We start from the raw sequence: 21,106 nt of genomic DNA, 5'->3' as shown, positions 1-21,106 counted from the left end.
TGCCATAAATAATGCAATAAATTTAGTTATGTTTGATTAAGAAGGGATGGTGTTGAATGGAACATTTTATACAACAAGAAACAAAATTGAAAGTAGCTTTGGAAAATTATTTAGCAAAGCAAAATTTAACTTTGTTTGCAATTAATTATTTACAAGAGTTTGACACAAATGTTGTGCAAGTATTAATTGAAGATAAAACAACTGTGCTTGATTTAGATCATCTAACAGTTATTAGTGAAGAAATTAATGAATTGGTTGATAGTCTTGATTTATTTTCAGAAGAATACTTGTTAGAGGTTTCAACACCAGGTGCTGAGCGACCATTACGAAATTGAAATGAACTACAACAACATGTTAAGGATTATGTTTATTTAGAATTTAACGAAAAAGTCAATAATTTAGTTGAAGTTACTGGTGAATTATCAATGCTTGATAAGCAACAAAATCTTACTATTACTTATTTTGTTAAAGGTGCTCGCAAAACCTTGCAAACAAATTATCAAAATATTAAATTTGCGCGTTGTGCGGTTAAATTTTAAGAAAGGAATGTTATATAGCATGATTGATGGTGCAAAATTATTGTCAACAATTGATGAAATTGTTAGTGAAAAACAAATTAGCCGTGATTTAATTTTAGATTCAATTAAAGAAGGAATTAGGAAGGCTTATGAAAAACATTTTGATCCAGAAGCAACAATTATTGTTGAGATTGATCAAAAAACAGGGCAAATTAAAGTTGAAAAAGAATTAACTGTTGTTAAAAAAGTAGAAGATGATTTATTAGAAATTGGTTTAAATGAAGCCAAAGAAAAATATGGTGAGCAAATTACAATTGATGATAAAGTTTATGAACCAGTTAATTCAGAAGAATTTTCACGATTAGCAATTTTCCAAGTTGGCCAAATTATTAAACAACAAATTAAAGAAGCAGAAAAGGATTCAATTTTTGATGAATATATTATCCAAAAAGGGCACTTAATGACGGGTGTTGTTATTGCTGCTGAAGAAAAATACTTATTAGTTGAAGTCGAACGAACATTTGCTTATATTCCTCGAAAAAATTTGATCTTTTCTGACCATTTTGAAGTTGGCCAACCAATTACTTTTTTAGCAGAAGATGTTGTTAAATCAAAAAATGCAGGACAAATTACTGGCTCACGAACAAGCAATGATTTTTTATATCGTTTATTAGAACGTGAGATTCCAGAAATTTTTGAGCAAGTAATTGAAGTAAAAGCAATTGCTCGTGATCCTGGGCGTCGTAGTAAGATTGCTGTTTATAGTACAAATGAAAATATTGATCCAATTGGTGCTTGTGTTGGTAGCAAGGGCAGTCGAATTAATAAAGTAACAGCTGAATTACAAGATGAAAAAATTGATATTTGTATTTATAATGATAATAGTCAACAATTTATTATTAACTCATTATCACCCGTAAAAGTAATTTCAATTACAACTAATGATGAAGGAAAAGAAGCTGACGTTGTTGTTCCTGATGAGCAATTATCATTAGCAATTGGAAAAGGCGGAAGTGCCGCAAAATTAGTTGCAAAGTTAACAAAATGAAAACTAAACATTATGAGTTATAGTGAAGCGTTAACGAAACAAGTTGAAATTTTATGAAATGGAAATTTAACAACTGATGAACTTAGTGCATTACAAGTTAAATTAAAAGATAAAATTAAACCAAAAGCCATTGTTGAAACAAATACTGTTGATATAACAGCCGGTTTACCAGTTGAAGAATTTGAAATTATTGAAGAACAAATGGCTGAAGAAACAATGATTTTAGATGAAGAAAATTATCATGTTGATGATTTAACAGAATCAACTCCTAAAGTATTAGAAAATGAAATTCAAGAAATTGAAGACAATCTTTCTTATTTTGAGAGTGAACAATTTGAAAATCAAGATGATGATGACGATGAAATTAATTATGACGACTATGATGATTATTATGATCAAGATAAATAATTAACTAGGAGGGATATCGATGACAAATCATAAAAAAATTCCCTTACGAAAATGTGTTGTTTCACAACAAATGTTACCAAAAAAAGAATTGGTACGAATTGTTAAGACACCAAAGGGGGAAATTATTATTGATCCAACCGGAAAGACCAATGGGCGCGGCGCTTATTTACGACCAACATTAGAGATTTATGAAAAATCAAAAAAGAATCACGCGTTAGAACGTGCTTTAAAAACAAAGTTAACCGATCAATTTTACGAAATGTTATATTGTGAAATTAGTGAAGGTTGAGATTAACGATGATAGATCAAAAAGGATATAGTTATCTTGGTCTAGCCAAACGAGGGGGTAAACTAATCACAGGGGCTTGTTTGTTAACTGCCATTCAACAAAAAACTGTTTATTTAGTATTAACAAGCAGTGATGTTGGTGCTACGCAAGCAAAAAAATATCAACAAAAATGTTTTTATTATAAGATCCCTTATTTTAGTTGCCTTGATTTCAATTTAACCCAACAAGCTTTAGGAACAAATAATGTTAAAATGATTGGTATTAGTGACCAGCATCTTGCCCAACGGTTGCTGACATTATTAAATAATTCTTAAAATTCAAAAAGGAGGAGGGACAGATGAGTAGTCAAAATAACAAACAAAATAAAAAAACATTAGCTAAAAAACAACGAAATCGGATTAAATCACAATTAAAAACGGTTGAAGCACATGTTAACGAAGGAGTTTTTGTTTATGATGAGGCATTAACTATTGCTGAGTTTGCCCAAAAAATTAATAAACACGTTAGTGAAATTATTAAATACTTTTTTAGTAAGGGGATAATGTTAAATCAAAATACTTTTTTAACTGAAGAGCAATTGGGAGAGTTATGTTTAGAATTCGGGTTAGATTTTAAACGTGAAAAATCAGTAACACATGAAAACTTAATTGAAAGTTTTGAAGTTAATGATGACCCTGCTTCGTTAGAAAAACGACCACCAATTGTCACAATTATGGGCCATGTTGATCATGGGAAAACAACCCTATTAGATACCATTAGTAATACGAATGTGGTAAGTAAAGAACATGGGGGAATTACACAACATATTGGGGCTTATCAAATTAAAACGAAACATGGTGAAAAGATTACCTTTGTTGATACTCCTGGACATGAAGCTTTTACACAAATGCGCGCACGAGGGAGTGCAGTAACCGATATTGTTGTCTTAGTTGTTGCCGCTGATGATGGTGTAATGTTGCAAACTAAAGAAGCCATTGATCATGCCAAAGCAGCTGGCGTACCAATTATTGTTTTTGTTAATAAAATGGATAAAGTTGGAGTAAATTTAGATAATATTTTAATGCAATTATCACAAGAAGAATTAACTCCAGAAGAGTGAGGAGGAACAACTCCTTATGTTAAAGGAAGTGCTAAACAAAAACAAGGAATTGATGAATTATTAGATACAATTTTATTAATGGCTGATTTAATGGAATTAAAGGCAAATCCAAATCGTTTTGCGTTAGGAACAGTGCTTGAATCACACTTAAATCGTGGCTTAGGACCAGTTGCAACACTATTGGTGCAATCAGGAACATTGAATATTAAAGATGCCTTAGTTGTTGGTTATACTTTTGGTTATGTTCGTGATTTATCTGATGAGAGTGGTAAAAAAATTAAATCAGCAGGACCATCAACTCCAGTTATGATTCATGGTTTAAATGAAGTACCAAATGCTGGTGACCGTTTTATGGTTTTTCGCGATGAAAAATTAGCACGTGAAATTGCTTTAAAACGAAAAACAATTGATACAATGAATAAACGTTATAAAAATCAAAATTTCTCGTTAGAAAGTTTATCAGCCCAAATTAACAATGGACAATTAAAACAAATTAATATTATTTTAAAAGCTGATACTCAAGGAACAGTTGAAGCGGTAAAAGCAAGTCTATTAAAAATTAATATTCCAGGTGTAAGAATTAATGTTTTACGAGCAACTGTTGGGGCAATTTCTGAAAGTGATGTAACATTAGGTTTAGCTAGTCAAGCATTTATTGTTGGTTTTAATGTTCGTCCAACAGCTCATGTTCGGAAAAAAGCCGAAGATGAAGGTGTTCCAATTCGTTTGCATACAATTATTTATAAATTAACTGAAGAAATAGTTGCCGCAGCGGAAGGAATGTTAGATCCAGAAATGGTTGAAGAAGTGTTAGGACAAGCGGAAGTACGTCAAATTTTCCGTCATTCTGATATTGGAACTATTGCTGGTTGTTATGTTACTGATGGTATTATTCCACGAAAATCACGAGTTCGAGTTTTACGTGATGGAGTTATCGTCTATAGTGGTGAATTGGCATCATTAAAACATGTTAAAGATGATATTAAAGAAGCCAAAACAGGGGCTGAATGTGGGTTAACAATTAAAAACTATAATGATTTAAAAGAGCAAGATGTTATTGAAGCTTATACTGAGAAAGTCGTTACAAAGTAATGATTTTTTTGGTTGTTTTTATGTTATTTTTGGTTGTTTTTTGGTTAAAAATAATATATAATTATAATTGGTAAGTATATGTTAAAAGAATTGCGATTAGAAAAAATTTTAGTTTGTTTAGATGATCAACAATTAGTATTAGTTAACGACTTAATTAAATAATTGCATTTATTACCAACAACATTACGCCGTTATTTAAAGGAAATGGAGCAACAAGGTTTATTAAAACGAGTGCATGGTGGTGTTAAATTACAAAAGAGTTATGAGGTTCGTATAGAAGAACAATTAAATTAAAAAATCCAACAGCATGCGGAAGAAAAATATTTAATTGCATGCCATGCGGTTAAAAAAATTAAACCAAAAATGTGTCTTTATTTGGGTGCTGGTTCATTAACCTTAGCATTAATTAAGTTATTACAACCAGCAGATAATTTAGTAATTATTACTAATTCAATCTTTTATTTAGAACTATTAGCTTTAGGAGGATTTAATAATGTTTATGTCTTGGGAGGAAAATATAAACACCAAACAGGAGCATTAATTGGTTGAGAAGCCATTACGACTTTACAAAAATATCAAATTGATTGTGCTTTTTTAGGCGTGAATGGGATTAATGGTCAGTATTTATATACGACCGACCCAGATGAAGCAATGATTAAAGCATAGGTTATTAAAGGAGCAACAAAAAGTTATATTATTGCTGATTTATCAAAATTTAACATTAAATCATTAGTAAAATTCGCTTCTCGTTCGGAAGTTAAAATTATTACAAGTTCATAGAAAGGATAAAAAAATATGAAAATAATTGATTATTTTACTGAAGCAACAACCTTTTTAAAAACTTCTGCGACAGATAAAGCTGAAGTCTTTGCAACATTAGCAACAGCATTAGTTAACAATGAAAAAGTTACTGATTCAGCAAAGCTAATTAAAGCTTTAGAAAAACGTGAAACAGAAGGTCCAACGGGGGTTGGTGATGGTTTAGCAATTCCCCACTGTTCAAGCAGTACTGTTACCAAACCATCAATTGCAATTATGACATTAGAAAAGGCAGTTGATTGACAAAGTTTAGATAACAAACCAGTTGATATCATTTTTATGATTACTACGCCAGAACAAGGAGGAGAGCAACATTTACAAGCACTAGCAAAATTAGCTGGTTTTTTAGGAAAAAGTGAAGTTGTAACCCAAATTCGTGCGGCAAAAAATTTTGCTGATATTCTTAAAGCATTTATTGAACCAGTTACTGACCACGATAAAATGAAAACCGATGGTCACTATGATGTTATTGGTATTACAGCTTGTCCAACTGGAATTGCCCATACTTATATGGCAAAAGAAAAAATGGAAGAAGCAGCAAAGGCAATGGGCTTAACAATTAAAGTTGAAACGCAAGGGCGTAGCGGTAATGAAAATGTCTTAACAGCAACCGACATTGCTAATGCAAAAGCAATTATTCTTGGGATTGATAAAAAAATTATGGGAATGGATCGTTTTAAGGGTGTTTCATATTTAGAAACAAGTACAAAAGATGTTATTTACCATGCCCCTAATGTTATTCAAGATGCTTTGAATGATAAACATTTAACAATTGGCAAAGGTGGTAACGATGAAGTTGGTGAATTAAGTTTAAAAAACTTTAAATATGTAACAAAAAACCTCTTAGGAGGAGTTTCACGAATGTTACCATTTGTGGTTGCTGGAGGAATTATTTTAGGAATTGGTTTCTTATTAGATTCAGGTAAAACAGGAAAAGATTTTGGGGTAACTCGTGATGTTGCTGCATGATTTTCAGGATTAGGAAAAGTAATATTTGGTATTATGGTTCCAATTTTAGGTGCTTATGTATGTTACTCGATTGTGGGACCACAAGGATTATTACCCGGGATGACAGCAGGATTAATTGCTAATGCTCCTGGAATGTTATATGATGCAGAAAATAAAACGGGATGAGCAAATACATGAGGGCGATTATTCCCTGATTCAATTTCAAACTTTAACTCAGGATTTTTTGGAGCCTTAATTGGTGGTTATCTTGTTGCCTTTGCTGTATATGGATGCCAAAAAGGATTTGCTCGGTTCCACCCATCACTACGAGGAGTTCGTGATATTGTATTAATCCCTGTTCTAACAGCTTTAGCAGCAGGAGTCTTAATGTTTGGATTAAATATCCCACTAGGATATTTAAACTACGGTTTAAGTTTAGGTTTAAAAGCAATTGCTGATTATAATTTAAATGCTTTAATTGGAATTATTATTGGTTTAATGATGGCTGCTGATATGGGTGGACCAATTAATAAAGCTGCCTATGTCTTTGGAACCTTAACAATTGATGCTACACAAACAGCTTATGAAAGAATTCGCTCAACTAATGGGGGAACAGTATTTATGGCTTGTGCAATGTTAGCAGGAATGGTACCACCATTAACATTAGCCCTATGTACAAGAATGTTTAAAAAATATTGAACAAAAAAAGATGTTGAGCAAGGAAATACTAACTATTTCTTAGCCTCATGTTTTATTACCGAAGGGGCAATTCCATTTGCTGCTGCTGACTCAAAACGAACAATTCCATCAATTATGGTTGGAAGTGCTATTACTGGTGCAATTGTTAGTGGTTTTGGTGTAACCTTAGCAGCACCGCACGGGGGGGTTTTTGTCTTTCCGCTATTGCAAATTCAAGATAATGGTAAAAATTGATTTAGTATTTCTAATCATGGTGCTTCAATTGGAGTAGCAGTCTTAATTTCAGTTATTGCACTAATTATTGGAAGTTTTATTAGTGCCTTGATTCTTGGATATTGAAGAATGCATGATGTTAAAAACAATAAAATTACTTTAGCAATTTAATTTAAAAAGTAAAAACCCAATAAGTTGGGTTTTTATAATACTAAAATAAAAAGGGAAGGAGTACGAAAAAATGATTTATACATTAACATTAAATCCCGCAATTGACCAAGTTATTGAAGTTCCTAATTTCCAGGTAGGAGAAACTAATAAAGCGATTAGTGAGTATGAAGTAATTGGTGGCAAAGGAATTAATGTTGCCGTAATGTTGCAACATTTAGGATATTCAACTACAGCATTAGGCTTTTTGGGGCGTGATAATAAGGAAATGTTTGAACATTATTTGATAGAGCAAAAGGTTGGTGCTTGTTTTAATGAAGTTAATGGTAAAAACCGAACTAACATAAAAATTAAAAGTTTAGAAATAAAACAAGAAACAGAATTAAATGGTCTTGCTTTTTATGTTAGTGCTGATGATGTTATTGCACTGTTAACAATTCTTAAAACAGAATTAACCAAAAATGATTGTTTAATTATTTCTGGTTCATTACCACGCAATTGTCCATCTGATTTATATCAAACAATTAGTACTTACTGTGATGAAAATGAAATCTTATTTGTTGTTGATGCAACAAAGGATGTTTTATTATCAACTTTATCAGCTAAACCATTCTTAATTAAACCAAATTTAGCGGAATTAAATGAACTATTTGAAACAAATTACCAATTTACTCAAAAAGCAGAAATTGTTGCTTTAGGAAAAAGATTGCAAGAACAAGGGGCACAGAATGTTTTAATTAGTAGTGGTAAGGATGGGAGCATCTTAATTACTCCAACAAATGTTTATGTTGGTAATACTGCAACAGGACAATTAATTAATTCAGTTGGCGCTGGTGATTCAATGGTTGCTGGATTTGTTGGAGCATATTTAGCAACAGATGATTATCAAGAAGCAATGTTAACTGGTATTTGTGCTGGATCAGCGACAGCATTTAGTCAAGGGATTGCTGACAAATTGTTAGTGGAAAGTTTAAAACAACAAATCAAAATTAGTACTTTTAGATAAAAAAATGATATTATTAAATATCCATTTTTTTATTTTATGTTATATTGTTCATTGCTGTTACAATTATGGTTTATTCCCAAAATATATCTTTTTAAATCTTGTTAATGAATATTTATGATACCAAAAATAGTTGGAATTGAGAATTTTACTTTCCTAAGATCAATTATAATACTTCTTTGGAGAGTATAAAATGGAATCTTTTTTCTTGAAAATGGTATAGTTTGGCAAATTACGCTTTATTTACGATAAAGTTAAAATGAAAATCTTTTCCTTAATGGTAAAATAAGGAAGAATTTACTTTAAAATAGGAGGATTTTATGGCAATTATCTTAGAAGCCAAAGCTATTAGCAAAAAATACCATCAAAAATTTGTTTTAAAAGATGTTAATTTAATAATCCATCAACATGAAAAAATTGGTTTAATTGGTGCTAATGGAAGTGGTAAAACAACATTAAGCGAGATTATTGCTGGTGTCCGAAAGCCTAATAATAGTGAAATTATTTATCAACCAAATTTAACCATTGGAATGCAGTTTCAAAATTCCCAATATCCCCCTGGGTTAACAATAATGGATATGATTAAATATTATTTTAAAGTATTTCAGTTATCTTTCCAGCAGGATGAAATTAAACAATTAATTAGCACTTATCAGTTAACAGAAGTTGCTAAAAAAAGATTGTTAAATTATCAGGAGGTCAGCAACAGTGGTTAAACATTTTATTGTCAGTTATTCATCAGCCACAATTAGTAATTTTGGATGAAGTTTCAACTGGCTTAGATATTGTAGTTAAAGAAACTATTTTTCAATTTTTAGAACAAAATATTATTACTAATCAACGAGCAATTTTGCTCGTATCACACAATATGGAAGAAATTCAACGTTTTTGTGAGCGGGTTATCTATTTATCAGCAGGAAAAATTAAAGCTGATTTAGCAGTAACTGATATTATTCAAAAGTATGGTAGTGTCTTTAACTATACAAAAGAGATGTTTGAAAATGAACAAAATAAAGACTCTTTTAATTAAGAGCATTTATTTTTATTAGCACTTTGATTGTATTCTTCGGTAATTGCGTTAGTTGCGTTAATCTTATTTTCCAAATTTGGATGAATTTTTAATAAACTTTGAAAAATGATATCAGATATTAAAATTTGAACAATTTTAGAAGATAATGCTGGAAAACGCTCATTTTCTTTTGTATGAACTTCAAATAAAATTTTATGTTTAATTTTATATAATTTATCAATGTTAGGATTATTAGTAACTAAAGCCACATCAATGTTCAGCTTATTTGCTAAATTAATAATATTAACAACTTCATTTGTCTTTCCTGATTTACTAAAAATAATAATTAAATCATCGGGTTCGGCATTTGAAAGAGTAACCATTAACGAATGAATGTTTTCTGTTGTATAACAGTTATAACCAATCATATTAAGGTTACTATGTAACACCCGGCAAGCAAGAAAAGATGCACCAATGCCAAAGGCGAAAATTCGCTTTTTAATAACAATATCATTAATTAGGCGGTCTAAGACTTCTAAATCAATATTGTCAATTGTTTCATGGATACTATAAGAATAATAGACACGCATATTGTTAGCGATATCTTTTAAATTCATGGTTTCATTAGTTTCGTAATTTTTGTTTAGAAAATTTAATCGTTCATAAATATGCATTTGTAATTCTTTAATATTTTTAAATCCTAAGTGTTTTGCCATTCGGGTAATAGTTGATTCACTAACATAGTAAGCTTTTGCTAATTCGGTTATTGTTTTACTAGTAAATAGAACAGGATTTTGAATAATTTGTTCAATAACTGATAGTTCAGTATCAGTCAAAGTATTTTTATCATATGTTAACACAGACAACATAGAAACTCCTTTCATCAACCTCACCATGAAAATTATTTTCATAATATCAACTAATTCTATTTTACAACATATTATGCGAATAATAAAGTGGAAAATAATTTGTTAATTTAATAAAAAATGCAAATTATGCATATTTTAAACAAAATTATTCTATAATATAACTATAAAATAATGAAAATTTATATAAAAATCCCAAATGTAAGAAAGTTATTTTAATAGAAAGAGTAAAAAAAGACAATGATGTTAAGTTTATCGCCACAACATATTACCTATTTATCAATTTTAATTTTTGGAATTATTGTGGGGACAATATTGTTAATTATTTGAATTTTCCAAAAGAAACGATTAGCTAATAGCGGAGATTATTATGCTAAAAACAATAAAAATTTAGATTTATGAAATTATATTAAACGTAATATTGCGTTATATAGTGCTTTTTTTTGTTATGTTATTAGTATTTCCGCTCTTTTTTTATTGGTTTTATAAAATTATCATTATTTTTTTTTAAAAAAAAAAAAAAAAAGAACTTTACTTTGTAGTAATTACCTAACTTTAAGTTAGTTAAATTCTATAATTATTTAGGAAATATTAATTTATTATTTTAAAAGGAGAAATCAAAAATGAGTGAGAAAGCCAAGCTTAAACCTTTTATGACAAAGGCTTGATGAAAAAAATCAAATCAAAGGACAATGGGGACTTTAAGTAAATTAAGTAAAGCATTTCTGTTACCAATTGCGTTGTTACCAATTGCTGGAATCTTCTTAGGAGTTGGTGCGACTATTTCATCAAAAGTTGATCCTGCTTCAGCAGCTTGATACTTTGGAAATTTTTTAAATAAAATGGGAGATATTGCCTTTGGTAATTTGCCAGTATTATTTTGTGTTTCTGTTGCAATGGCCTATACGGAGGATGCTGGAGTAGCAGCATTGACTTCAGTGGTCGGGTTTTTAGTTTTTAATGCAATTCAGTTGTCATTATTAAATGAGGCATATGCTCATATTCAATATGTTGTTAATATTGAGGGTGGTGCTTCACCAATTATGGGATTAACTGTTGATGGTGTAACATCAGCCAGCCCAACTTTACTAACGGGTGAACAATTATTAAAATGAATGAGAACCAGTGATATTTATAAAGAATTAGTCAAAGGGAATGTTACTGTCACAATTGTTAGTTCAGCACGAGTAACTGATCAATTTAACTTGTTATTTTACACTGGTCAAACATGAGCAGTTCAAAATAAATTATTAACTTCTAATTTAGGAATTAATTCATTAAATACTGGTGTTTTTGGAGGGATTTTTGTTGGAGCGATTGCGGCTTTCGCTTATAATCGTTTTCATAAAACACAATTACCTTCAGCGTTAAGTTTTTTTAGTGGGACAAAATTAGTTCCAATTATTATGTTTATGGCAGTAATTCCATTAGCTTTTATTTTTATGATTATTTGACCATTAATTGGAACTGGGCTAGCATGATTTGGAAATAACTCAGGAAAATTACCAGTAGGGTTAGATTCTTTAATCTTTGAGATTTTTGAGCGATCATTAGTGCCATTTGGGTTACATCATGTGTTTTATTCACCATTATGATGAACACAAGCCGGCGGAAGTATGGCAGATTTAATCGCTAATGTTTCAAAAGACCCTTTAAGTTATATGGCTTTTCTTAAAGATTTACAAGGAGCTGGTTATATTGATGCTAATATTGATTTAAGTACAATTACAGTTGGAGCAGCACAAGCAGCAATTACTAGTTGAGTATCAGAACTAAATGCTTCAACAATAGCAGCAGTTGGTGATCAAACAATTATGTATAAAGTTATTGCTGATCCAAAAATTACCTTTACAATGGTTCAACATATGGGGTTAAATTTAGGGCGATTCCAAACTGGGAAGTTCCCATTTATGATGTTTGGATTACCAGCAGCAGCAGCAGGAATGTACTTTAGTGTTCCAAAAGAAAATCAAAAACAAGTAATGGGAATTTACTTTTCAGCAGCCTTTACTTGCTTCTTAACAGGAATTACAGAACCAATTGAATTTACTTTCTTATTTGTAGCACCATGGTTATTTTATGGTGTTCATATGCCATTATGTGCAATTTCATTTATGTTAATGGGATTATTACATGTGCATACATCAATGACTGTTTCAGGTGGATTTATTGACTTTATTGTCTTTGGTATTATTCCATTTGTTGGTGGAAAAGGAACAAACTTCTATTGAATTCTTGCAGTTGGAATTCCATATATTGGAATTTATTTTGCAGCTTTCTACTTCGCAATTAAATATGGGAAAGTTCAAATTCCTGGTCGTGATGGTATCACAAAACTATATACTAAAGCTGATTTTAAAGCAAAAAAAGGTACTAATGAAACAACTTCATCAGCACCAGCAAAGGGTGATGCGGCAAAAAGAGAAAAGGCACGTAAAATTATTGAATTTTTAGGTGGTGCTGATAATATTACGGCAGTTGATTCATGTGCATCACGTTTACGAATTACAGTTGTTGATAGTAAAATTGTCAATCAAGATGGAATTAAAGGATTAGGTGGCAGTACCGGAATGCTTATTCGTGGTCAATCGGTTCAAATTATTTATGGTGGAGAACAAGAAGTAATTAAACCTTATATGCGTGAATTATTAGCTGAAATGCGTAATAATAAAGAGACAGCGAATTTAAATTCAAAGCAGGGTTAATATTAAATAGATATAAAAAAACATTAATTTTTTAATTAATGTTTTTTTTGTCTATTTTAACAAATGCTATTTTGTGATAAAATTATAGTATATAAAAATGGAGTGAAAAATAATGACATCAATTTTTGGATATCGAAAAGAGGAATTACAATTAGATTTAGTTGCGCATGGTTTTAAGAAGTATTTAGCAGAACAAATCTTTGATTGAATATATGTCAAAAAAATATATTCTTTTGATGAAATGACAAATATTTCTAAAACTGATCGTAATAAATTACAAGAATACTATACGATTGAGCCATTAAAAATTGTTGTTGAACAAAAGTCAAAAGATGGAACAGTAAAGTTTTTGTTTCAGTTATCAGATGGTTATAAAATTGAAACAGTTTTAATGCCTCAAAGTTATGGTAATTCTGTTTGTGTTACAACACAAGTTGGTTGTAATATGGCGTGCACTTTTTGTGCCTCAGGACTATTAAAAAAAAACCGGAATTTATCAACTGCCGAAATTGTTCAACAAGTTATGATGGTTAATCGTTATTTAGCAACAACAAATGAACGTGTAAGCCATGTTGTTGTAATGGGAATTGGCGAACCATTTGATAATTTTGATAATACGCTTAGGTTTGTCAACATTATTAATGACTTAAAAGGTTATCAAATTGGTGCGCGCCATATTACAATTTCTACTTGTGGTTTAGTTCCAAAAATTAAACAATTTGCAGAATTAAAGACCCAAGTTAATTTAGCAATTTCATTACATGCTCCAAATAATACGATTCGTAATCAATTAATGCCAATTAATAAAGCTTATCCAGTAGAAAAATTAATGGATGCAGTTCGTTATTATATTGAGTTAACTAATCGGCGTGTTACTTTTGAGTATATTTTAATTGAGAATGTTAATGATAGTCGTGAAACAGCATTAGAATTAGCAAAGTTAATTCGAGGATTAAATGCTTATGTTAATTTAATTCCTTATAATACAGTTGCAGAAAATGGTTATCAACGCAGTACAAAAATTAATCAATTTTTTGAAACTTTACAACAGCAAAAAATTAATTGTATTGTTCGTCGTGAATTTGGACACGATATTGATGCTGCTTGTGGTCAATTACGAGCTAAAAATGAAGGGATTATTAGAAAATAATTATGCAAATACGGTTTGGATACAAAACTGATATTGGTGCTTATCGTAGTAGTAATCAAGATTACTTTGATTTTGCCAATAATAGTTTTAACAATTATATTGCCATTGTTTGTGATGGGATGGGTGGTCATCAACATGGCGAAGTTGCCAGTAAAATGGCTGCTGATAGTTTGGTGGAACATTTTAAACGGACAAATTTTAATCATTTGTCCGATGAAGAAATTAATAAATGGTTTCGTCAAACAATTTTAGCAATTCAACAGGAAATGGTTACTTATGCTCAAATTTATCCCGATACAAGTGATATGGGAACAACAGTTGTTGCTGCCTTAATTGCTAATGGAAAAGTATATGTTATTAATATTGGTGATTCACGGTTATATAAATTACATCATGATAAAATTTATCAAATTACTACTGACCAAAATATGGAAAATTCAACAGAATATCGAGAAAAACAAGAATTAGAATTTCAAGGTCAATATAAAAAACAATATAATATGCATACTTTTTGAAAAGTATTAACAAGTGCTTTAGGACCAACAAAGAATTTAAAAATTGATACTTATGTTATTGAAGATATTAAAGGACAGTATTTATTAACCACCGATGGAATTCATGATTATGTTGATGAAATTGATTTAATTGAAACATTAAAATCAGCAAATAAATTAAACGATAAGGTTAAAATTTTAATTGATCGGGCATTAGAAAATCTATCAACTGATAATTTAACCGGAATTGTTTTTGAAATAACAGATTAAATCACTGTTATTTTTATTTGTTGTTTTTTTCTTCTTAGTTTTTTGTGTTATGATGTTTACAAGTTAAAATAATAAGGTAAAAGGATGCAGAAAATGGAACAAATCACAATTGGAACAGTGTTACACAATCGTTATCAGGTTTTAGCTAAAATTGCAGATGGTGGTATGGCTGAAGTTTTTGAAGGATATGATATGTTATTAAAGCGGTATGTTGCAATTAAAATTATGACATTAACATTATCAAAAAATAAAGAAGCAGTAGAACGTTTTAATAAAGAATATAATTCAATTGCGCAGTTTTCCCATAATAATGTGGTTAAAGTTTATGGTTCATTTCAGGCGTATGATCGTCATTGTTTAGTTTTGGAATTAGTTAAAGGTTATACTTTGAAAGATCGTTTACTAACATTAGGTCCTTGCACTGTTAAAGAATTATTATATTTTTTTGATGAAATTAATTTAGCTATTACGGAAGCTCATCATAATGATATTATTCATCGTGATATTAAACCAGAAAATATTTTGATTTCATATGATGGTAAAATCAAGGTTGCTGATTTTGGGGTTGCAATTTTAGAAAATAGTGAAGATTTAGAATGTGGCAAAATCATTGGAACATCAAAATATATGGCACCAGAAATTATTCAATCAAAACCAGCAACAAAACGCAGTGATATTTATGCTTTAGGCATTATGTTATATGAGTTAGCGGTTGGGATGGCTCCTTTTGTTGGAAAAAATCCAACTTTTGTTGCAGTTAAACATGTTAAAGAATTGCCACTACGACCACGGTTAGTAAATCCCTTAATCCCACAAAGTTTAGAAAATGTTATTTTAAAAGCAATTGCGAAAGATCCTAGTGAGCGGTTTCAGACAGTAGTAGATTTTAATACTAGTTTACAAGCAATTGAAACATCAGAACATCGCCCTGAAAAACCTTTAAAGTTATCAAATATGTTTGAAGTAAAAGGTAAGCAGTGTAAGCTTTATGATCGGTATTATTCTTATCCATGATTTTTAAGAATTAAGGTTGCTTGATGATTTAGTTTCTTACTAGTTTGTTTCATTATTGCCTTAGTTTGTCTTTGCTTGTTTTTACCAGGGTAGAATAATATGCACCAAACAGGAATGATTATTCGCATTGTTAGCGAGTTTTGTTATGTTAAAAATGATATTGACCATCAAATTTATGCTTGCAAAGCAAAAGGATTATTTCGTCATCAAGAAATTAAACCAGTTGTTGGTGATTATGTTCAATTTGAAATTCAAAATGACAAGCAAGGAATTATTTATCAAATTGAACAGCGTAAAAATGAATTATACCGGCCACGAATTGCTAATGTTGATCAAGTTATTATTATTACAGCAATAGCAGAACCGGCTTTTAATTCATATTTATTAAATAAATATTTAGCATTTATTGAATACAAAAGTTTAAAACCAGTTATTGTTTTTACTAAAAAAGATTTAGTGAAAACAGATGAACTTTATCAAAAATATTTTAACTGATATCCAAAGTTAGGTTATGAAGTTTATTTTATTAGTAATAAAAAAGATGATAAAAAAGTATGACAACAATTTGAACAACTTTTTCAGAATAAAATCACAGTGTTAACTGGGCAAACTGGTAGTGGGAAATCATCAACTCTAAATACTCTATTACAAGAAGAGATAATTAAAACGCAAGAAATTTCTAAAGCATTAGGCCGCGGAAAACATACAACGACAGCTAGTGCATTATATGAGTTATTAGATGGAATGATTGCTGATACACCAGGTTTTTCAACATTTGATTTAAAAGATTATGAAAAAGGAGGATTAGCCCGCTCTTATCATTTATTTAATCAATATGCTAATGAGTGTAAGTTTCGAACTTGCTTGCATTTACATGAGCCACATTGCAAAATAAAAGCATTAGTTCAAGTAGATGTTATTCCACAATTTTTTTATAATGATTATGTTCGCATTATGCAAGAACAATAGAAAGAGGTAATGATGAAAAAATATTTTGTTGCACCAAGTGTTTTAAGTGCAAATTATTTAATCCTACAAGAAGAGTTAGCAGCAATTAAGAAAGCAGGTGCTCAATGAATTCATTTTGATGTAATGGATGGTGATTTTGTACCAAATTTAACTTTTGGTCCAAAGATTTTAGCTAATATTACTAGTTATAGCGATTTATATCTTGATTGTCACTTAATGGTTAAAATTAAAAATAGTAGTGTTGAAAATTACTTGCTGCCCTTTATTAAAGCAGGTGCATCAGGAATTACTTTGCATTATGAAGCATTAACTGAACCACAATTAACTGAATTTTTAAGTTTACGAACAAAATTAAACATAAAAATTGGGTTAGCAATTAAACCATCAACTCCAGTTGAAATTATTTACCCGTATTTAAATCGTCTTGACTTAGTCTTAGTAATGACAGTAGAACCTGGTTTTGGTGGTCAAGCTTTTATTCCACCAGCAGCAGCAAAGATTAAAATTTTACGACATTATCTTGAACAAAATAATGGCAAAACACTAATTGAAGTTGATGGGGGAATTAATGCTGAAACTGCAACCCTTTGTAAACAATATGGGGTTGATGTGTTAGTGGCGGGTAGTTATTTATTTGGCCACGTTGATTTAGCAGCAAGGTTGAAAGGATTATTAGCAGATGAAAGCAAATAAAGTTTTAATTGTTTGTTCAGAAACAAATTTAGATTTACAGCAGTATCAAGATTATTATAAAATTGGTGTGGAACGAGGTGCCTTAGATTTAATTAAAACTTTTGATACTTTTGATCTTTTTTGTTGTGACCAGGATAGTTTAACAACAACAGAAGCAAAACTAATTACTAGTAAAGCAAAAGAGTTATTAATAGTTTCCCAAATTAAAGATTATATTGATGGTGAATTAGCCTTACAAGAAGCTTTAAAATTAAAACCACAAGAAATTATTTTTATTGCGCAAGGTAATCGCTTTGATATGAAGTTGAGTTGTTTTAACTTTATTTATCGCTATAATATTATTTTTATGAATGATAATACTTATGCTTATTTATTAAAACCAGGAATGAATGAAGTTTATCAAAAAGCAGGTTATCGTTATTTTTCATTATTTAGTTTGCAAACAGCAACTGTGACAATTAGTAATTTAAAATATAATGCTAACCAATTAAAATTATCAGAATTATCGCCTAATGCAGTTAGTAATGAATTTGTTACGTCAGTCGGGAATATTGATGTTTTAACAGGACAAGTTGTTGCAATTTATAGTAAATAAATTATAGTAAAAAATAATCGGTTTTTAAAACCGATTATTTTTTGCTTTAAAATTTGGTACCCATGATCGGGCTCGAACCGATACGAATTTCTTCGGTAGATTTTGAGTCTACTGCGTCTGCCAATTCCGCCACATGGGCATTTGAACCTTTTTAATTTTATCGTATTTTAGAGAAAAAGGAAGCATAAATTTTAAAATTTATGCTTCCTTTTTTTATTATTTTGTGAATGTGTCCTTGAACTTTATTTATTGCGCAATTTGACCTTTACGCTTTAATGTTTTTAAAGTTCTTGTTGCAACACGTAATGTTTTAACTTCACCATCAACAACAATGCTTACTTTTTGTAAATTAACATTTCATTTACGACGAGTTGCATTTAACGCGTGTGAACGTTTGTTTCCTGATAAAGCGCTTTTACCAGTAATTTCACATTTTCTTGCCATAATTTCACTCCTTTATATCTACATACTATAAAATGATAACTAATTTTTAAATTAAAAGCAAGTATAAATATAATTTTTATGAAAACCTTTAGTTTTTGCTAAATTTAAATTAAAAAATGGATAAAACTATTGTTAAGAGTGTCATCCATCTTTATCAATAGCTTCTTTAAGAGTACAACATGGATTTTCTTGAGAGGATATTAATGAATGTATTAAAATTAAAAATGTTTCAGAAAAAAAGAAATTAATACAAAAGACTTTGTTTTAAAATATCAAGAATTAATATTAGCGGAAGAGAAGACATTAGAAAAACTTGTTAGTCCTAGTCATATGTTAACAAATATTGATGATTTTTTTAAATAATTTTAAATGGGAAATACAACGAAAAGTTAACAATTTAATTAATAAAATATAATAAATTTATTGCTTTATTATATTTTCTAGTTATAATTAGTAATGTTAATTTAGTTTAGTGGTGATTTTTATGATTGAAAAAATTAATGTAGCTAAAATTGCAGATTTAGTTCATGCAGCAGTAATTACAGTTCCTGGGGTCGCTGGATTCGCAAAGGTTGATGATACTGAAAATAATGAAGATAATGTGATAATGCTACTTAAAGATTACTCACAGTCAATTAAATTGAGACAAGATGGTCGTAATTTTTATATAGATATCTTTATTATTTTGCTAGAAGGAGTAAATATTAAAGATATTGCCCGAGAAATACAAATTAGGATTAAATATGAATTAGAAAAACTGGATATTTATTCAAACGATATTATGATTTATGTGAATGTAAATATTCAAGACTTATTAATTTAGGTAGTAAATTTATTAAAATGAGATATTTGAATGATGCAAGATTTACAGTTATATCACTTAGGAGAACTAAAAAAGGGAAATTAATTGATGAAAAATTTAAAGGTGATAGAAATGGAATTTAATGCAAAATCTTTTAAAGATTCACTGATCAGCGGTTATAATAATTTATATAATTTTTATCCAGAAATTGATAAATTAAATGTTTTTCCAGTTCCTGATGGCGATACGGGAACAAATATGAATTTAACGATGACTAATGCTGTTAAGGAAATTAATGAACTCAATTCGGAGTCAATTAGTAAGGTTGCTGATGTTTTTGCACGCGGCTTAATTATGGGAGCTCGTGGTAATTCAGGTGTTATTTTGTCACAGATCTTTCGTGGTTTTGCCAATGGTTTAAAAGAATTTGATGAATTAAATTTTGATTCAGTTAAAGCAGGGATTTCACAAGCAAATGAGGTTGCTTATAAAGCGGTAATGAAACCGGTTGAAGGAACAATTTTAACTGTAATTCGTGAAACCGCTGAACATGTTTCAACATTAGAAAAAGAAATTTCTGTTCCAGAGTTATTCCAAAAAATTGTTGATTTTGCAACTGAGTCATTGAATCATACTCCGGAGTTACTGCCAGTTTTAAAAGAAGTTGGTGTTGTTGATTCAGGTGGTTTTGGTTTAGTAAAAATATTTGAAGGCATTACAGAATATTGAAAAACAGGAAAAATTGTGCCACAACGAAAAAAACAGGTTGAAAATACTGGTGAAAATGTTGTTATGGATTTACAAAATGAAGAATTTGGTTATTGTACTGAAGCAATTGTAATGTTAGATCATAAGCATATTAATAAAATTAATGTAATGCAAATTCGCCAAACATTAGAAGATCAAGGTGGAAAATCAATTGTTGCAGTTGTTGATAATGATATTTTAAAAGTTCATGTTCATACTTTACTTCCTGGTTATATTTTAACTTTTTTACAACAACATGGTGAGTTTAAGAATATTAAAATTGAAAATATGAATTTACAAGCAGCCAAACATGTTAAAACAATTAAAATTGATCGGCAATTGAAAAATCTGGCCGCTATTATTGCTGTCACACCATCAAATGGCATTGCTAATTTTTTCAAAACTGATTTAAATATTCAATTTACAGTTAATGGTGGAGCATCAATGAATCCATCAACGGATGATTATTTAAGTGCAATTGAAGCAGTTGATGCGGTTGATGTCTTTATTTTACCAAACAATAGTAACGCAATTTTAGCAGCGCAACAAGCAGCAAAAGTTGAAAGTAAGTCCAATGTCTATGTTGTGCCAACAACATCAATTCAAGAAGGAATGGTAGCAGCTTTATCATTTGAACCGGGAGAGACACCGAAAAAGATTTATTCAACATTAAAAGCAAGTCTTAAAAATGTGACAAGCTTGTCAATTACTGTTTCAGCAAAAACAACTTCAATTGATGGTGTTAAAATTAACAAAGGAGAATATATGGGAATTATGAATAAAAAAATTATTTGTTCATTTCCAACCTTATCACGAACAATGAAATGCTTGTTTGACCGAGCAATTACAAAATCAACAGAAATTGTTACAATTTTTGCTGGTGAAGAAGCAGAAACACGTGATATTAATGCAATTCGAAAATATTTAGATGAAAATTTTGATGTTGAATATGAATTTATTGATGGTGATCAAACATTATACCCGTTTTTAATTGCTGTAGAATAAATAAAAATAATAGAATGAATTTAAGTTTTTTATTTATTT

At 29.8% G+C, this 21,106-nt stretch carries 23 protein-coding genes and 1 tRNA gene; 21 read left to right on the top strand and 3 right to left on the bottom strand.

What is annotated here, in order from left to right; all coding sequences use genetic code 4:
- Positions 1-56: 56 nt before the first annotated feature.
- From SDAV_RS08940 to SDAV_RS13510, 11 genes are all read left to right on the top strand, one after another.
- Positions 57-539: an LSm family protein gene (locus SDAV_RS08940; RefSeq protein WP_114565328.1), complete on the top strand. Its 483-nt coding sequence runs from the start codon at positions 57-59 to the stop codon at positions 537-539.
- Between the two features lie 19 nt (positions 540-558).
- Complete coding sequence (nusA, locus tag SDAV_RS08935; RefSeq protein WP_114565327.1) at positions 559-1,974, top strand: transcription termination factor NusA; 1,416 nt, start codon at positions 559-561, stop codon at positions 1,972-1,974.
- Positions 1,975-1,993: 19 nt separating this feature from the next.
- Complete coding sequence (rnpM, locus tag SDAV_RS08930; protein ID WP_114565326.1) at positions 1,994-2,269, top strand: RNase P modulator RnpM; 276 nt, start codon at positions 1,994-1,996, stop codon at positions 2,267-2,269.
- Positions 2,270-2,271: 2 nt separating this feature from the next.
- Positions 2,272-2,577 (top strand): L7Ae/L30e/S12e/Gadd45 family ribosomal protein, encoded by a 306-nt coding sequence (locus tag SDAV_RS08925; RefSeq protein WP_114565325.1) that lies wholly within the window; start codon positions 2,272-2,274, stop codon positions 2,575-2,577.
- A 23-nt stretch (positions 2,578-2,600) separates the two neighbouring features.
- Complete coding sequence (gene infB, locus SDAV_RS08920; RefSeq protein ID WP_114565324.1) at positions 2,601-4,454, top strand: translation initiation factor IF-2; 1,854 nt, start codon at positions 2,601-2,603, stop codon at positions 4,452-4,454.
- 162 nt (positions 4,455-4,616) lie between these two features.
- Positions 4,617-4,748 (top strand): DeoR family transcriptional regulator, encoded by a 132-nt coding sequence (locus SDAV_RS13525; RefSeq protein ID WP_245938364.1) that lies wholly within the window; start codon positions 4,617-4,619, stop codon positions 4,746-4,748.
- Between the two features lie 3 nt (positions 4,749-4,751).
- Positions 4,752-5,120, top strand: a complete 369-nt coding sequence (locus tag SDAV_RS13520) for a sugar phosphate isomerase family (protein ID WP_281268870.1) — start codon at positions 4,752-4,754, stop codon at positions 5,118-5,120.
- A 129-nt stretch (positions 5,121-5,249) separates the two neighbouring features.
- Positions 5,250-7,304 carry a fructose-specific PTS transporter subunit EIIC gene (locus tag SDAV_RS08910; protein ID WP_114565323.1) on the top strand — a complete coding sequence of 685 codons (2,055 nt, stop codon included), beginning with the start codon at positions 5,250-5,252 and terminating at the stop codon, positions 7,302-7,304.
- Positions 7,305-7,374: 70 nt separating this feature from the next.
- Positions 7,375-8,307 (top strand): 1-phosphofructokinase, encoded by a 933-nt coding sequence (pfkB, locus tag SDAV_RS08905; protein WP_114565322.1) that lies wholly within the window; start codon positions 7,375-7,377, stop codon positions 8,305-8,307.
- Positions 8,308-8,624: 317 nt separating this feature from the next.
- The gene (locus tag SDAV_RS13515) at positions 8,625-9,020 is read left to right on the top strand and encodes an ATP-binding cassette domain-containing protein (protein WP_245938362.1); all 396 of its coding nucleotides are present in this window, start codon (positions 8,625-8,627) and stop codon (positions 9,018-9,020) included.
- A gap of 8 nt (positions 9,021-9,028) precedes the next feature.
- Complete coding sequence (locus SDAV_RS13510; protein WP_245938361.1) at positions 9,029-9,334, top strand: ATP-binding cassette domain-containing protein; 306 nt, start codon at positions 9,029-9,031, stop codon at positions 9,332-9,334.
- On the opposite strand, the gene SDAV_RS08895 is transcribed toward SDAV_RS13510, so the two are convergent.
- Positions 9,331-10,182: a MurR/RpiR family transcriptional regulator gene (locus SDAV_RS08895; RefSeq protein ID WP_114565321.1), complete on the bottom strand. Its 852-nt coding sequence runs from the start codon at positions 10,180-10,182 to the stop codon at positions 9,331-9,333. The two genes, SDAV_RS13510 and SDAV_RS08895, sit on opposite strands and share 4 nt — an antisense overlap.
- Positions 10,183-10,419: 237 nt before the next feature.
- Between SDAV_RS08895 and SDAV_RS08890 the strand changes: the two genes are divergently transcribed.
- The 8 genes from SDAV_RS08890 to SDAV_RS08855 all read left to right on the top strand — a co-directional run bounded on the left by SDAV_RS08890 (position 10,420) and on the right by SDAV_RS08855 (position 18,069).
- Positions 10,420-10,668, top strand: coding sequence for a hypothetical protein (locus SDAV_RS08890; RefSeq protein ID WP_114565320.1), 249 nt, complete (start codon positions 10,420-10,422; stop codon positions 10,666-10,668).
- Positions 10,669-10,802: 134 nt separating this feature from the next.
- On the top strand, positions 10,803-12,884 hold the full coding sequence (locus SDAV_RS08885; RefSeq protein ID WP_114565319.1) for a PTS transporter subunit EIIC: 2,082 nt from the start codon (positions 10,803-10,805) through the stop codon (positions 12,882-12,884).
- Positions 12,885-12,996: 112 nt separating this feature from the next.
- Positions 12,997-14,034: a 23S rRNA (adenine(2503)-C(2))-methyltransferase RlmN gene (gene rlmN, locus SDAV_RS08880; protein ID WP_114565318.1), complete on the top strand. Its 1,038-nt coding sequence runs from the start codon at positions 12,997-12,999 to the stop codon at positions 14,032-14,034.
- Positions 14,035-14,036: 2 nt separating this feature from the next.
- Positions 14,037-14,798, top strand: a complete 762-nt coding sequence (locus tag SDAV_RS08875; protein ID WP_114565317.1) for a PP2C family protein-serine/threonine phosphatase — start codon at positions 14,037-14,039, stop codon at positions 14,796-14,798.
- 93 nt (positions 14,799-14,891) lie between these two features.
- Positions 14,892-15,905: a protein kinase domain-containing protein gene (locus tag SDAV_RS08870; RefSeq protein ID WP_114565316.1), complete on the top strand. Its 1,014-nt coding sequence runs from the start codon at positions 14,892-14,894 to the stop codon at positions 15,903-15,905.
- A 6-nt stretch (positions 15,906-15,911) separates the two neighbouring features.
- Positions 15,912-16,781 carry a ribosome small subunit-dependent GTPase A gene (rsgA, locus tag SDAV_RS08865; RefSeq protein ID WP_114565315.1) on the top strand — a complete coding sequence of 290 codons (870 nt, stop codon included), beginning with the start codon at positions 15,912-15,914 and terminating at the stop codon, positions 16,779-16,781.
- Between the two features lie 12 nt (positions 16,782-16,793).
- Positions 16,794-17,474: a ribulose-phosphate 3-epimerase gene (rpe, locus tag SDAV_RS08860; protein WP_114565314.1), complete on the top strand. Its 681-nt coding sequence runs from the start codon at positions 16,794-16,796 to the stop codon at positions 17,472-17,474.
- Positions 17,461-18,069: a thiamine diphosphokinase gene (locus SDAV_RS08855; RefSeq protein WP_114565313.1), complete on the top strand. Its 609-nt coding sequence runs from the start codon at positions 17,461-17,463 to the stop codon at positions 18,067-18,069. Before rpe ends, SDAV_RS08855 begins: the two co-directional genes overlap by 14 nt.
- Before the next feature lie 54 nt (positions 18,070-18,123).
- Here SDAV_RS08855 and SDAV_RS08850 read toward each other — a convergent pair.
- Both SDAV_RS08850 and rpmB read right to left on the bottom strand, forming a co-directional pair.
- Positions 18,124-18,208: transfer RNA gene (locus tag SDAV_RS08850), tRNA-Leu, on the bottom strand.
- A 107-nt stretch (positions 18,209-18,315) separates the two neighbouring features.
- A complete protein-coding gene (gene rpmB / locus SDAV_RS08845) occupies positions 18,316-18,513 on the bottom strand; it encodes a 50S ribosomal protein L28 (protein ID WP_114565312.1) in 198 nt (65 codons plus the stop codon).
- Between the two features lie 484 nt (positions 18,514-18,997).
- Between rpmB and SDAV_RS08835 the strand changes: the two genes are divergently transcribed.
- Together SDAV_RS08835 and SDAV_RS08830 are read left to right on the top strand one after the other, a co-directional pair.
- On the top strand, positions 18,998-19,336 hold the full coding sequence (locus tag SDAV_RS08835) for an Asp23/Gls24 family envelope stress response protein (protein WP_114565311.1): 339 nt from the start codon (positions 18,998-19,000) through the stop codon (positions 19,334-19,336).
- A 111-nt stretch (positions 19,337-19,447) separates the two neighbouring features.
- Complete coding sequence (locus SDAV_RS08830) at positions 19,448-21,067, top strand: DAK2 domain-containing protein (RefSeq protein WP_114565599.1); 1,620 nt, start codon at positions 19,448-19,450, stop codon at positions 21,065-21,067.
- Positions 21,068-21,106 lie beyond the last annotated feature (39 nt).

Origin of the sequence: Spiroplasma phoeniceum P40 (genome assembly GCF_003339775.1) — a bacterium.
Classification (GTDB): domain Bacteria; phylum Bacillota_I; class Bacilli_A; order Mycoplasmatales; family Mycoplasmataceae; genus Spiroplasma; species Spiroplasma phoeniceum.
The sequence above is the reverse complement of the archived record's forward strand: the minus strand, read 5'-3'. Positions and strand labels throughout refer to the sequence as shown.